The sequence below is a fragment of the Streptomyces echinatus genome, assembly GCF_014203595.1.
GTDB classification, from domain to species: Bacteria; Actinomycetota; Actinomycetes; order Streptomycetales; family Streptomycetaceae; genus Streptomyces; species Streptomyces echinatus.
The window spans coordinates 13,198-27,322 of sequence record NZ_JACHJK010000022.1; the positions used below are offsets into that span (position 1 = coordinate 13,198).

10 protein-coding genes and 2 pseudogenes are annotated in these 14,125 nt (G+C 69.5%); 5 read left to right on the plus strand and 7 right to left on the minus strand.

Translation table 11 applies throughout. The annotated features are described in order from the left end of the window. Positions 1-322: 322 nt before the first annotated feature. Positions 323-598, minus strand: a complete 276-nt coding sequence (locus FHS34_RS37730) for a hypothetical protein (RefSeq protein ID WP_184974186.1) — start codon at positions 596-598, stop codon at positions 323-325. 1,346 nt (positions 599-1,944) lie between these two features. Between FHS34_RS37730 and FHS34_RS44390 the strand changes: the two are divergent. After that, positions 1,945-2,126, plus strand: a pseudogene (locus FHS34_RS44390) (restriction endonuclease); the annotation flags it as partial. Between the two features lie 1,095 nt (positions 2,127-3,221). Continuing rightward, positions 3,222-3,734 carry a hypothetical protein gene (locus FHS34_RS37735; RefSeq protein WP_184974187.1) on the plus strand — a complete coding sequence of 171 codons (513 nt, stop codon included), beginning with the start codon at positions 3,222-3,224 and terminating at the stop codon, positions 3,732-3,734. 16 nt (positions 3,735-3,750) lie between these two features. Here the strand turns inward: FHS34_RS37735 and FHS34_RS37740 are convergent. Beyond that, positions 3,751-4,597: pseudogene (locus tag FHS34_RS37740) on the minus strand (IS5 family transposase). A 221-nt stretch (positions 4,598-4,818) separates the two neighbouring features. After that, positions 4,819-6,153 (minus strand): alpha/beta fold hydrolase, encoded by a 1,335-nt coding sequence (locus FHS34_RS37745; RefSeq protein WP_184974188.1) that lies wholly within the window; start codon positions 6,151-6,153, stop codon positions 4,819-4,821. Between the two features lie 68 nt (positions 6,154-6,221). Here FHS34_RS37745 and FHS34_RS37750 point away from each other — a divergent pair, with 68 nt between their 5' ends. Further along, positions 6,222-6,839, plus strand: coding sequence for a TetR/AcrR family transcriptional regulator (locus FHS34_RS37750; protein WP_184974189.1), 618 nt, complete (start codon positions 6,222-6,224; stop codon positions 6,837-6,839). 116 nt (positions 6,840-6,955) lie between these two features. Beyond that, positions 6,956-9,010 (plus strand): telomere-associated protein Tap, encoded by a 2,055-nt coding sequence (gene tap / locus FHS34_RS37755; protein ID WP_184974190.1) that lies wholly within the window; start codon positions 6,956-6,958, stop codon positions 9,008-9,010. Between the two features lie 156 nt (positions 9,011-9,166). Here tap and FHS34_RS37760 read toward each other — a convergent pair whose 3' ends face one another. After that, positions 9,167-9,664, minus strand: coding sequence for a cupin domain-containing protein (locus FHS34_RS37760; protein ID WP_184974191.1), 498 nt, complete (start codon positions 9,662-9,664; stop codon positions 9,167-9,169). Positions 9,665-9,826: 162 nt separating this feature from the next. Beyond that, positions 9,827-10,912, minus strand: a complete 1,086-nt coding sequence (locus FHS34_RS37765; protein ID WP_184974192.1) for an alpha/beta fold hydrolase — start codon at positions 10,910-10,912, stop codon at positions 9,827-9,829. 100 nt (positions 10,913-11,012) lie between these two features. On the opposite strand from FHS34_RS37765, the gene FHS34_RS37770 reads away from it, so the two are divergent. Then, positions 11,013-11,747, plus strand: a complete 735-nt coding sequence (locus tag FHS34_RS37770) for a TetR/AcrR family transcriptional regulator (protein WP_184974193.1) — start codon at positions 11,013-11,015, stop codon at positions 11,745-11,747. A gap of 620 nt (positions 11,748-12,367) precedes the next feature. On the opposite strand, the gene FHS34_RS37775 is transcribed toward FHS34_RS37770, so the two are convergent. Continuing rightward, positions 12,368-12,907, minus strand: a complete 540-nt coding sequence (locus FHS34_RS37775; RefSeq protein ID WP_184974195.1) for a GNAT family N-acetyltransferase — start codon at positions 12,905-12,907, stop codon at positions 12,368-12,370. A gap of 226 nt (positions 12,908-13,133) precedes the next feature. Next, the gene (locus FHS34_RS37780) at positions 13,134-13,898 is read right to left on the minus strand and encodes an SAM-dependent methyltransferase (protein ID WP_184974197.1); all 765 of its coding nucleotides are present in this window, start codon (positions 13,896-13,898) and stop codon (positions 13,134-13,136) included. Positions 13,899-14,125 lie beyond the last annotated feature (227 nt).

A 14,125-nucleotide genomic window follows, 5' to 3' on the forward strand; every position in this document is an offset into this window, starting at 1 on the left:
AACCGCCAGGCGCTTCCCGTGCTCGTGCTCTGCGCAAAAACAGTCCCGGATCCCAAACGGATACGTCCTCGAAATCCGTACGGAAACTAGCTACCACCTGCGAATACGTCGGTGGCGCCTTCGGCTGGGCGGTGTCAGGGTGCCTGCCGGGCGCAACTCGGCGCCCCTCAAGCAAGGGGGACCCATGGACGTCATCATCGCGGCCACCATCAGCGCCGTCGGCGGCATCATTGCCACGATCATTGCCACCCGGCGCCGCGGTTCAGGAGACGATGCTCAGTGAGGTGACGTGACGCGAATCCGCAGCTCTGGGCGCGTCACGTCACCTCGTGGAGAGGCGACCAAACAGGCTGCGCCCGGCGGGCCGCAGGTGCCGGTTGGCTTCGGCGTCGAGGTACGTCCGGCGGGGGCGAAGGAACGGCATCGACATCATGGGGGCGGGTTCGGGAGCACCGGCGGGTGCGTCGACGTCCAGGCCGTCGACGAGGCGCCTGCAGTCCTCGAGGAGCTGCCGGGCAGCGTCCAGCACCGCGGTACTGCCCTCCAGTGCGATCCGCCCCAGGTGCCCCTCGAGGAGATGCAGGCGGGCGCGGGCCATCTTCTGTTCCCCGTGGCGGGCGGGCGCGGAGAGAGCGGGCCACAGAGCGGCCGTGGCGGCGATCTCGTCCGCGGCCGTGGCGAACTCGGTGTACGTCTCGGCGCGCCGCTCGTGCGTACGCCTTCACGCCGGGCCGTCGACACGGAGCCGGGGGATGACTGCGGTCGCACCGGAACGGGCCGCGAAGAAGGAGACCGAGACCAACTCGCTCACCCCGCCCGCCGCGTCCGCCGTACTTCGAGGAGCCCGTCCAGCTCCTGGAACTCTTCCTGCACCGCGAAGGCCGCCTCCCCGCCGCCCGCAAGGCCATCCGCGTCGACGGCGCCACCGTCAAGCTGGGCGCCTGGCAAGGCCCGCACCAAGCACCGCGCCGGCCAGTTCCCCGACCATCACGCACGCCTGGTGGCCGCCCTGTTCGAGGGGGGGGCTGGACGGCTGAGGACGCCATGCCGGCCGTCCTGGTGTAGGCCCGGCCCCGGCCCGGTGCTGCCACAGGGAAAGCCCATCGGGCCCGGCCCTCCACCGGAGGACCGGGCCCGTGACGGGAATGGTGGCCTGCGGCCAGTTCCTGTCAGAGGCGCGTGATGACGGTGTCGTTGGCGGTGACCTCGCCGGTCTTGATGTAGCGGGTGAGGTTGGCGACGTGGCCATCACCGGCGAGCTGCCGCTCCCTCCTGGACGAAAGTGCTTTTCTTCCCCTGCTGACCTGGGAGATCAGCTCTTTATGCTTTCGTTTGTGACGAAAGGAGTCTGGGCCCGGACACCCGGGATGCCTGTGTGCAGGACACGGCAGCGCAAGCGGAGGTCCACGAGACGGCACGGGTACGCGAGCAGCTGCTGGAGCACACCTGTGAGTGGTGTGGCGAGCCGGTCGCCCAGAGCGGCCGGGGCCGGCCGCCTCGCTATTGCTCGCCGGTGCACCGGCGCCGAGCGTGGGAACTGCGCACCGCCGAGTCCCGTGCTGACCGACCCGTGAGTCAGGGCGGCCGGACCCGCGAGCCGGTACGGGAAGTGGTGCAGCGCACCGAAACGGTGGTGCGCACCCTTCCGTATCCCGACGCCGCCGCGGCGCCTGAGCGGCGAGCCTGACACGCTTCCTGAGGACGCCATCGAGTAGATCGAGGCCCTCGCGTCATAAAAGGTCGCTGAGTGTGCTCCCCGCGCCCGCGGGGATGGTCCCAGCATGTCGAGGTCGCCTTTGTCGGCGACGGCTGAAAAGTGGACCGGTAGCGACGCTTGAAAGTTGACCCCCTCCAGGGGGTCTGGCTCGTTGAGTCAGGCCGGGAGGAGTGGTGATCAGCGTGGAGGACTGGGCGGAGATCCGCCGGCTTCACCCGGCCGAGCAGAGGGGCGATGTCGTGGTGCTGGTGCCAACGGCGGGACCACCCAGCCTGGCCGCGCCTTTGCCCGGCAGTAGCGGCTGCATCTTGACCGTCACGTATTGGCGTCGTGGGCCGCTGGTTCGAAGCCATTGTGGGAACTGCTGCCCGCCCTGCCCTCGCCTCGCAGACCGTCACAGCTCTCCTGAGTCCACTCGTGAGGGCTGCCGAGAACACCGTGGGACCGGCGGGTGCGCCGACCGCGCAAGGGACGGCGTCGCCATCGCCGACGAGGACGGCTGGGCCGGCCGCTTCCCCCCGGTTCTACTGGCTCGTCCCGCCCGAGCCCTCCGCCCGGTGGGAGCCGCACGCCCACGCCATATGCCTGGGTCGCCCCCTACGATCCTGTTCTTTCCCTGACCGGAGAGCGCCCCTATGGGGCGGTGGGGTGCAGGTGCGCTTACCACCGGCTTCTCCCTCGGGGCTGGGCTGCCTGCTCGAGGATGCGTCGGCGCGTCCACCGCCGGCGACCGCCCTTTTCCGTGAGTGCGTCGGGGGTTTCCAGCAAGGGCAGGTTGCTCTGAGACAGGCTGCTGGAGAAGGAGGACGGCGGGCAGTGCGGAGACGGCACGTGTTGCGCCGGTGTGCTTGCCGCGGCCGGGCCGGGTGGCCATCCAGTCCAGGAGGGTCTGCACGCGCCACAACTGCCGGCGGTAGGGGTTGTCGGCGGTTCCCCTCTCTTCGACGACGTCGGGCTCGGGGAAGTACCCGGGGTGATCACGGACGAAGGTGGTGACCTGCTTGGGGTTCTTGTAGCCGAGGAACCTCGACGCCTCGACGCCTCGGCGGCGTTCAGCAAGTCCTGCGCGTCACGGGCGGGCGGTGTGTGCCCGCGGAGTCGTGCCGACGGACGGTGGCGAACCATTCGGTGACCTGTGCGTGATCCCATAGGCGGGCGCGGCCGCGCATGCCGGCGATTTCAGGGAAGCCGTTTGCGGTGCGGTCGTTGTAGAGGCCGCTGATCCGGGCGGGCGTGAGGCCCTGCTCAGCCGCGATCTCGGCAGCGTCGGCCAGGCGAGGCTCACGACGCGAGGTCGTGGCAGAACCGTCCGTCCTGTGGGAGGTGAGCCGACCTGCCCGACTCACAACTCACATAATGGCGGGAGTTTTGGATGAGGTCCAGTTCACCCCTCCAGGGGCCCGTCTTCGAAGTGGATACCGGGCCGCACACACCGCCACCCCCCGTCCCTGGCGCTAACGGCTCGACGGAGCCGCGTCAGTGCGGATGTCGATAGGGTCCGGGCATGTCAGACGCGATAGCGACCGCGATCACTGCGGCGGCGGGCCTCGGCGGAGCGCTTCTCGGCTCGGTTCTCCCGCAACGCTTCAACGCCCGCGAACGCGCCGCCGAGGCCGAAATCGCCGACCGGAGAAGGTCCTTCGAGGAGCGGAGAGAGGCATACACGGCCATGAACCGTGCCTCCGAGCAATTCCACACGCTCCTCAAGGACGCCCTACACCGCGTCCATGACGGCGTCTATGGCGAGGAGGACCGCACCCGTCTTGAGGATTCCCGCAGGGAGTACCGCGACCGCTACGCGGCAGCCCAAATGATCGTCCCCTTGCGGATCATGGAGGCCTCGCGAGAACTCAACAAGGTGCTCGCTGAGGTCGACGCGGCGGCCAAGCGCATTGACCGCGGCCTCGCGCGTGACGGCGAGAGTGCAGAGCACCTGCTCGTCGAGATAAAGCAGGCGGAGCCCCGGCTGGTAGCGATGCGGACCCTGATGAGGGAAGACCTGGGGATCCGGGACTAGAGATCGCCTTCATAGTTCAGATCCAGAGCAGGATTGAGGCGATGGTGACGGCGGCCTCGAAGGACCCGCAGGCCTTGTCGTAGCGGGTGGCCAGGCCGCGCCATTGTTTGCGGCGGTTGAAGCAGCGTTCGACGATGTTGCGGAGGCGGTAGACGGCCCTGTCGAAGCCGGGCGGTCGGCCGCCGGCGGGTCCACGTCGTCGGCGGCCGGCGGCTTGGTCCCTGCGTTCGGGGATCGTGTGGCGGATGCCGCGTCTGCGCAGGTAGGTGCGGATCTCGCGAGAGCTGTACCCCTTGTCGGCGATCACGTGGTCCGGTGTGGTGCGGGGACGGCCGGGACCGGTGCGAGGGACGTGGATCTCGGTCATGACCTGCTCGAACCGAGTGCAGTCGTTGGTGTTGCCGCCAGTGAGAACGAATCCGAGTGGGCGGCCGCGTCCGTCGCAGGCGAGGTGGATTGTGGAGCTCAGAGTCCACCACGGGATCGGCCGAGGGCATGATTACCCGCTACGCCCCGATCGCCAGTCCCCTTTTGCCGCCCGCGGCGTGTTGGTGTGCCCGCACGATTGTGGAGTCGACCGACACCAGCCAGTCGATGTCGCCGACCGCGTCCTTCTCCGCCTGGATCGCCCGCAGCATGCGACCGGCCGTCCCGTACAGGGCCCACGTGTGGAAGCGCGTGTACAGCGTCTGCCCCGAGCCGTGGCGCTCCGGCACGCCCCGCCAGGCCGACCCGGTCCGCAGCTTCCACACGATCTCGTTCAACACCACCCGGTCATCCATCCGGGGCCGCCCAAGACCAGCAGGCGGGAGGAGTCGGGACAGCACTTCCCACTGCGCATCCGAAAGCTCATGCCGACGCACCACACACGACGTGATCTCTCATCAGATGATCCACTTTGAAGACGGACCCTGGGCGCTCCCAGCGGGTGCAGTTCGGGGTAGCTGGGGTGTTCGGACATCAGGAGGGCCCTGCGTCCTTTTCCGGACCAAGAGATCGCCCTTGGCTGTACATGCCGCAGGGCCGGGGCGGCTTCGCGGTCTCTCTCCCCCCGCGCCGTTGCCGATTGCGGGCTGAAATGTCTTCATTTGTGGTCGTGCAGGAAAGTAGGGATCTCGTCGCGGGTCGGGTAGTTCGGCAGAGGTGCTGGCTTGCCCTGAAGGAACGCAGTGATGACGGCGACGGCCCGGTCGTTGTTGTCGTCCAGGCCGTTCCACATGTGGTGTCCGACTCCGGGCATGTACTGCGTGCGCTGAATGGCGAGGTCATTGGCAAGGACGGTGGTCTCCCATTGACGAAGCTGGGAGGAGCACTCAGCGATCATCAGCATCGCGGGAGTCCGGGAGCGCCTCAGCTTCGAGGCGATGGAGGGGGAGTCCTTGACCGTCTGCTGGATGCGGAGGCTGGCGGCGGGGCTGAAGGAGAAGTTCTGTGCAGTGTCCTCGGCGGGGATGCGGTGCGCGTCGCGAGCGCAGTAGGCGGACGCGGTGTCGCTGCCGAGGTCTGCGGCGGTGAAGGCATTGTCGCCTTCGGCCTGTCCGATCAGTCCGGTGTCGGGGGTGAGGAGTCCGAGTCGCATAAGGCCGAACGCCACGGCGTACCGGGGGACGTGCGTCGATCGCGGTCCGGTCATGGCCGGCGCGAGGCCCCGTGCGGATTTTCGGCCCTTGTGCCCGGAGGTGCGTGCGGTGGGGCCGTCCATGGGGCCGGGCTCAGCGATGATCGCCCGGTGCAAGCGTGCGGCGATGCTCGGGTCGGCCAGGGCTCGGGTGAGCACGGCCCCGCCTGACGAGAATCCGAGGATGTCGACCTTGCCCTTGTTCAGGCGGTCGACGAAGGCTGCGAGGTCGCGGACCGGCCTGGAGATCGTGTACTGGCTCATAGGGAGCAGGTCGCTTCGTCCGCCACCGGCCTGTTCGTAGGCGTAGACGTCGTAGCCCTGGCGTGCCAGGAGTTGCAGGAACCGGTGGTCGAGCACCGAGATGCCGCGGACCGGTCCGCCGTTGAGGTACACGAGCGGGATCGGATGCCGGGTGCCGGGGTTCGCGGGCGGGTAGTGGTACACCGCTACCCGGCTGCCTGTGGCCAGGCTCCAATGCTGCGTGGTCACGAACGGCAGGGCGGGCGGGTATCGCCGGGCCGTCGGCACGGTCGGGATACAGACCGACGCCGTCAATGCTGCTGCGACAACCACCGGCAGGAACGGCACGAGGCGCGCCGGCCAAGTGCGGCGCCGCCCCAGCCACATCGCCAGGACAGCTCCGACTCCAAGGGTCGTCAACCATGCGGCGAGCCCCGAGCCTGCTCCATCTGTGAGGGCGATCAGTGCGAGAAAGACGACGACCAGCGTCGTGACGGCGGCCAGGGCCAGCAGTAAGCGTCCGGTGAAGCGGACGAGACGTATGACGGACGTGGGCACGGCGGACCTCCGACAGTTTCAGAACGCTGTTTCAAAACGACGTTATCAGAGGGGGTAGGCTGCTGGCCGTGGGTAGGCCGAGAACAAACGACGAGGCCGTCAAAGAGCGGCTTGTGGAGTGCGCGACCGAGATGCTCGCCACCCGTCCGCGGGAGTCGCTCACGGTCCGCGCTGTGGCGGCTGCCGCCGAGGCGTCGACGACGGCGGTGTACTCCCTGTTCGGCGGGAAGGATGGGCTGATCGGTGCGGTGCGCGACAGAGCCGTCGCCGGCCTGTTCCAGGACGTGTCGGCGGTGCAGAGCTCCGCGGACCCGCTCGCCGACCTCTACGCGCTGGCCGTCGCCTACCGTCGCTGGGGGCGAGGACACAGCCACCTGTACACGGTGCTGTTCGGTGGCGTGCAGTCCTTCGACCCGTCGGGGGAGGTCGGTGCCAGTGACCCGATCCGTCCGCTCCTCGCGGCGATCGATCGCGCCGTGACAGCGTCCGTCCTCGTCGGCGAGGCAACGTCGATCGCACTGTCGATCTGGGCCACCCTCCACGGGCTGGTGACTCTTGAACTGGCTGGGGCCTTCGACGCCGCGACGGCCGAGGCCGCATTCCGCTCGGCGATTCACGCCACGTTGCGCGGATGGACGACCCCGGCTGTGTTCGGCAGCCTTCGCCAAGCAGAACTCGCTCATTGACAGGATCAAGAGCCGGTTATGGGGGCCCTCCGGTCCCACTGACCCCCCTGCCGACTCCCTGCCATGTCTGAAATGGGGTAAAATGTCAGGTTGAGTGTTGAGGGGAGGTGGGGTGGGTGGTGTCGGAGGTGGAGTTGTTCGCGGCGGTGGATGCGCTGCTTGAGGAGGGGGAGCCGGTGTTGCCGCCTTTGGGGGAGCGTGCGCGTTTGCGTGAGGCGGCCGGGGTCAGTCAGGCGGGTCTGGCGCGGGTGATGAGGTCGACGACGCAGACGGTGAAGAACTGGGAGAACGGCCGGTCGGAGCCTCGGGGGCCGCGGTTGTCGGCGTACCGGCGGCTGTTGCAGGGCTGGGCGGTGAAGTACCCCGCTCCCGCCGGACGCGGGTCTGCCGTTGCTGCGGCCGTGCCGGGCATGCAGACGCTCACGGGCCCCGCCGGCTCGGTGAACGAACAGGCACCCCAACGCAAGACCGGCCCCATGTCTACGTCCGCGCGTCCGCCCGCGACACCCGTCGTGACGGATCCGCGGTTCGAGAACGGTCCGCTTGTCGTGCTGGACGGTGACGGTGCCGCCTATGGCAGTGGTGGCGTCGTGCTCGGCTGCCCGGCGACCACGATCCAGGCATTGTTGGAGTGGGCGGTGGCCGAGTCCGGGCTCGGTGCACCGCGTCTTCACCGCTACGGCCGCGACACCGATCCACTGATGGTGCTCACCGCGTCCGCGGCCGTGAACCTCGGGCTGCCCGAGCACCTGGAGCGTCACGGCAAACACCCAAGGCGCCTGCCCGGGGACCATCCGGTGGTTCAAGAGCTGGCTAAGTCGGGCTGGCACCTCACACGCCGCGGCTTCGGCCCATGGACGAAGGTCTACCGCACGGCCGCAAGCGGACGGCAGGGCGTCCGTATCGCGGTCCTGCCGTGGAACGCCTTCGACGAGCGCTCCTGGCCGGGCGTCCCCGGGATGGACCCGGCCGGTATGGCCCGCACTCTCGGCGTCTACGTCCAGCGGGTGATCACCCCGCGGGGTTCGCCGGCCCTGGCGGGCCTTGACCTGATGACCGCGTTGCGCCCACCCATCCGCCCGGTACGAGACGAGAGCACCGGGAACTGGGTGCCCGCCCCTCACCCGGGATCGCTCGGCACGGAGCCGATGGACCCACCGCCCCCGGAAGCCGGCCCCGAGCACCCCGTGGTCGTCGCCTCCGGCTGGACGGCCGGGTTCCTGGAGGAGGAGCCGCTCCAGTGGGTCCGCGACACAGGCCTCGTGACCGACGAGGAACGCCGCTGTCCCTACGCGGTGGGATTGACGGTGAACATGGCCTTCTGCGCGGCCGCCGACCGCCTCATCGTGGGCCTCTCGGAGCCCGTGCACGTCACGAAGCCGCCCTTCGACCCCAAGATGCCAGGCTCGTGGCTGGTCGACCTTTCCCACGTGGAGGTGGATCCCCGTCTGCCCAGCCCGTTCACCCCGACCGGCCGGCGCCCCCGAGCCCCGGCCTGGTATGAGACGCACACCGTCGCCTACGCCCAGGAACTCGGCTACGACGTCCAGCCCGTCCAGGCGTTTGTGCGTGAGGAGAGGGGGCCGTATCTGCAGCCGTGGCACGACCGCCTCCAGACCGCCTACCTCGACACTCTGGCCGACCTCGGGGTCACCCGGGACCTTTCCGACGCCGAGTTCCTCGCGGCGATGGACCGGGCGCAGGTGCCCTCCGACCCGGCGCTGGCCGCCGTTCTCACGGCCATCGAGGCCACCGTCGAAGGAGGCATCGGCAAGCTGCGCGAACGCCCCCACCTCAAGCGCTATCAGGAGGGCGAGCGGTGGCCGGCCCTCGAGCGTCCCACGTGGCGGCCGGACATCCGCGCCGCGGTCGTCTCCAGAGCCCGCATCACCATGCACCGCAGACTGATGGCCATGGCGGCGATGACCGGCAGGTGTCCGCTGGCGGTGTGGTCCGACTGCGTCGTCTACCCCAGCCCCGGCCCCTCATTGATGGAGATCCTGCCCTACAGCGCCTCCGGCAAGCCCCAGCCCGCCGGCTTCCGCCTGGGACCCGCACCCGGCATGGCCAGGCCGAAGGGAGCCCAGCCGATGCCGTGGGCGCTCGATCTCATGGAGCAGGGACACAACCCCGCCCGCCGCATCGAGGACGGCGCCCCCCTGCACGACTAGGGCCCACCTTTGCCCCCGCATTACCCCTGCCATGCAAGCCTTCGGGAATGCGGTTGCAGCGGTGAGGGGGACAGTTCGTGCGCGCTGCTTTCGGCGGAGCGGGCAGGAGGTGAGGGGACGGTCGGTGGCGTCCGGGTCTTCCTCGGGGCGCCGGGTCTACTCGGCCGCTGCCTCCAGGGTGGCGTGCCAGAGCGGGCTGTCGACGTAGTGGTTGTCGTACAGCTCGGAGGAGTCCTTGATCTCCTGGGGGCTCGCCTCGCCGCGCATGACGCGGCCGAGCAGGCGCAGGTAGTCGAAGCGCGGCATGCCGGGCGTGAAGGTGAACAGCACGTCGGCCGTGGAGCCGGGGGCCGCGGCGAAGGCGTGCGGGGTGTGCGGCGGGACAAGCAGGAAGTCGCCCTCGTTCAGCGTCTTCACCTCGTCGTCCACCAAGACCTGGAGCGCGCCGCCGATCACGTAGAAGAGCTCCGAGGCCCGCGTGTGGAAGTGCGCCGGGGCCCCGACCGCGCCCTTCGCGAACGCCGAACGGTAACTGGTGATCGGGCTGCCGTCGGTGCCGCAGTCGGCCAGCAGCGTCATCGTGCTGCTCGGGTCACTGGTCGTCTCCGCCTCGGCGGCACGGGTCAGGACGGGCTTCAGCATGTTGGTGCTCATGGTGGTATCTCCCCTGTTCAGCGGCCGTTCCGGTGTTCCCTCCCGGCCGTGCGTCCACAACTCTACGATTGGAAAAGGCCCATGAAATGGTTCATTCCTGATGGTTGATCATGGGTCAATCAGCCGACGCCGGAGGGGCCCTGGCCGTCGGAACCGGCTCCCTCACGTGGCCGCGGCCTGTTCCTGGTTCGCAACCAGGGGGCGGACCTTGGTCAGCATGAGGCGCAGGAACTGCTCGGGGTGGCGGAAGGAGGCGAAGTGGCTCGCGTCCTCGATCAGCGCGAACTCCTTGTGCGGGGCCTGCACGTCGTCGAAGAACCGCTTGGCCCGCTCGGTGGGGGTGAGGACGTCCCGGTCGCCCTGGAAGATGAAGAACGGCATGTCGAAGGCAGTGCCGTCGGCCCAGTCATCGAAGCCGGCAGTGGCGGGCAGGACCTGCTCGGAGAGTCTCATGCCCTTGCCGAGGGCGCCGAGCTCGGCGAGCGAGTGCAGCGGGGAGAACCAGAGCGACTTCATGACCACGGACTTCATGGTGGAGAAGGTCAGCGGGTCGCTGGTGGCCGCGATCTTGGCGTAGGCGCCGAACTGCTCGGCGGTCCAGGTCCGCGTGTCGGCGCCCGTCTCCTGGAGGGCGGCGAGTTCCTTGCGCTTGCCGGCGGTGTGCAGCCGGCCGAGCAGCGCGCGGTGGGCGGTGTCGTCGCGGCCGGCGTCGTGGATGTTCTGGTCGGTGCCGACGTAGGCGGAGTACAGGTCGGGGTATTGGCGGGCCAGGCGCAGTCCGAAGGTGCTGCCGAAGGAGTTGGCCACCAGGACGACCCGGTCGACGCCCAGTCTGGCGCGCACGTGGTGGGTGACGTCCACGGCGTCCTCGTACATCCGGGCGAAGCTCAGCTCGCCCTGGCGGTCGGCGCCGGAGCGGCGAAGGGTCTTTCCGGTGCCGCGCATGTCCCAGCGGACGATGGTGAAGTGCTTCTCCCAGGCTCGGGTCCGCGGTCCGTAGATGGCGTTGGAGGCGCCGGGTCCGCCGTGGATCTCCAGCACGACCGGGTTGTCGCGGTCGTCGCCGCGGACCGAGATCCACTGCTCGACGCCGCCGATGCGCACGAACCCCTGCTCGTCGATGCCGCTGGGCGTGTCGATCCGCATCAGCCGTGCGCCCGCGGCCTGCTTGAGCCGGCGGTGGCCGAGGGCTCCGGCGACGGGCGCGGCGAGAGCGGCGGCGGATGCGATGAGAACGGCACTGATCACGGTTACCCCCCAGAACTGTGTATCGGATACGCAATTGAGTGTATGTTATACACAGTTATGACGGAGCGTCAATCACCAGCCGGAACACACCAAGGAGGGCATGGCTGTGAGCAAGGCGAGCAGGGAGAAGAAGCGCGACCCGAAGGCGAGCCTGACGCTGCTGTGGGGAGAGCAGGAGCAGCCGCGGCGCGGCCCGAAGCCCTCACTGACCGCCGAACGCATCGTCGCCGGTGCCGTCGCGATCGCCGACGCGGAAGGCCTGGACGCGGTCTCCATGCAGCGCGTCGCCGCCGACCTGGGCGTCACCACCATGGCGCTGTACCGGTACTTCCCCGGTAAGGCCGAACTGACCGACCTGATGGTGGACTCCGCCCTCGGCGTCCCCTCCGAAGCCGTCGCCGAAGCGCACGGCTGGCGCGCAGGGCTCACCGAGTGGGCCCGTCAGTGCTGGGCGCTCTACCGCCGCCACCCCTGGATCCTGACCGCCACCGCCATGCGCCGACAGCTCATGGGCCCCAACCAGCTCGCCTGGCTCGACGCTGCGCTGAACGCCCTCGCCCCGGCCGGGCTCACGGCCGCGCAGCAGCACGACACCGTCCTGCTGATCATCGGCCACATCCGCAGCCTCGCCCAGCAGCTCGTCCATGCGGACGAGGAAGGCAACGAGGAGTGGAACCGGCTTGCCGGCGAAGTACTGGAGCGCCACGGACACCGCTTCCCCGCGCTCGCCGCGGCCATCGCCGCCGGCGCCTTCGACCCCCACGGCGGCGACCCACTCGACTTCGGCCTCGACCGCATCCTCGACGGCATCGCCCACCTGATCGACCACCCCTGAATGGCCGGGCCGACGCCTGCCGCACCCCCCCACAGACCACCACGCCCACCAGGCGGCACCCGCAACCGCCCCTGCCCGTCCCCGTTGTGGCCGTGCCCGACCAGCGCGGCCGGCCGGCCCCCGCAGTCCACGAAGGCAACGCCCACGCCAGATGCGCCGCAGGCGTCCGGCACCAGCCGGCCAGCTGCTGCTGCGCCGCCTCCTCCAGCAGCACCTCGCCGTCGGGGCGCGCACGCTTTCGGCGGTGCAGCGGGCTGCCCACCGCCACGCTCCCGCCAGGTCGGTGGCGTGCAGCCGGTAGGCGGCCGCCACCCGGTGCAGGAAGGAGTGTCCGGCTGCCTCCGGATCGGGGACAGTAGCGTCGTGTCCCCAACAGCGCTCCGCAGGCAACGCGGAAGCTGCGCGGGCCGCTCCTCATCTGGGCCGCAGACGCGCTGCTCAGGCGAGCGAGACGAAATCAGTTCCTCCGGGGTGGCGTGCCGGCCCCGGAGGTCTCTGACTATCCACCGACACGTCCGACGCCATGGTCGGTGGACACAACCGAATACCTTGCGTGCCAGAGTGGCGCCGGGAGCGGTCGGCGAGAAGTGCGTCGGGCCGGTGCCGCCGGCCGGCACAGCCTATGCGTGGCGGAGCTCCGGCACCGTGGTCATCCGGTAGCGAGCCAGCTCACCACCGTCCTCAGCGGGCACGGTCTCGAACCTGTCGAAGCCGGCCTTTTCCAGGACGCGGACGGAGGCCGGGTTCGACAGTGCGACGCCGGCGACCACGGCGTGGACCCCGGGCGCGCCGAGGGCGAACGCGGCGAGTGCCGTGGCGGCCTCGGTGGCGTAGCCGCGGCCCTGATGGGAGGCGACGACGCCGTAGCCGAGCTCGAGAACGCCGTCGGAGGGCGGCCAGAACAGGCCGATCGAACCGACGACGAGGCCGGTGCGCCGTTCGGTGATCAGCCGGTGGCCGTATACGCCGAGCCAGTCAGGGTTCGTTTCGAGAAGCCCTGCGATGACGCGGTCGCCGTCGGCGGGAAAGTCCGCGGCCCAGTGGGCCGGCCGGCGGTCGACTCCGGCGAGGACGGCACCGACGGCCTCGGCCGTCCACGTGGTCAGCACCAGCCGCTCGGTGGTGAGTTCAGTGAGGTCGTTCGAGAGTGCGAAACGCACGCTTGTCTCCAGATCGTTCGGAACGACCGGGCCGCGTCGCGTCAGCGCGCGGACCGGAAAAGGGCATGACGAGGAAGGCCGGTGACGGCCATATTCATCAACCTCCCTGATCCGGAACCGTGTTCGCGCGCGTTGGGCACGCCGTCGCGACCGTAGCAGAAGTCGTCGACCGCACCCCCACCGAGGCAGGCTGTGCGGATGGCAACCGCTCTCTCCGAGTGCCGGGTCACTTCCTGCGAGCCGTCACCAGGGCGAAGGAGAGGTATTCGCCTGCGTCCTCGGTGATCATGTCGATCACGGCCTGCTGTGCCGCCGCGCCGTCGGGGCGCTGCTCCGCGCAGGCCCGGCTCCACAGCAGCCAGTCGCGCCAGGCATCCCCTTGGAGGCGTGCGGACGTGACATCGACGAGCCCGGTGATCTCCCACTGAAAGCGCCACCACTCGGCGGTGTGCCAGGCGATGGCCTCCCAGCCGACCACACGCTCGACGTGGGCGGGGATCGCGCCGAGTTCGCGGACCTCCTGCGTCATGGCGGGCGTGGCGATGCCCAGTTGGCCCCCCGGGCGCAGGAAGCGCGTCAGGTAGGGCAGGTAACCGTCCGCCGTGCCGAAGTACTCGAAGGCGTCGATGCTCACGATCGCGTCGAAGCTCTCCGGTTCGAACGGCAGGACGTGCGCCTCCGCCCGTACCGCCTCGACCCGGTCGGCGACTCCGGCCTCGGCGAAGACGGCGGCCGCGTCCTCGGCAGGAATCCACCAGTCGGCGGCCACGACGTGGACCCCGTACTCGCGGGCGAGGAACACTGACGTGGCGCCCTTGCCGGAGCCCAGATCGAGGACCCTCATGCCAGGGCGCAGGTCGAAGTTCTGGGACAGGTCCTCCAAGAGCCACAACGGGTTGGGGCCCATGTCGAGGCCGACCAGCCAAGCGGGGTCGTAGCGGGAGGAACGGGGGTAGCGGTCCGGCCGTACAAGATCATTCAACGCGGTCACGGTCACGCACTCAAGCCGACTTCAAGGGCGTACACAAGCCCTTTGTGACGGGTGGGGCCCGTCTGGATGTGACCGGGGTCCGCCCGCGGGGCGGCCAGGTCAGTGCGGCCGCGCCGTGATTCCGGCCCGCGCGGGTGGGTCGGGTCCACCGTGCTCCAACCCTCCCCGCACCGCGCGTCGCCAAGCGCGCCGACGAAGTAGCGACACGAGCAGGCGAGTTGGGAGGG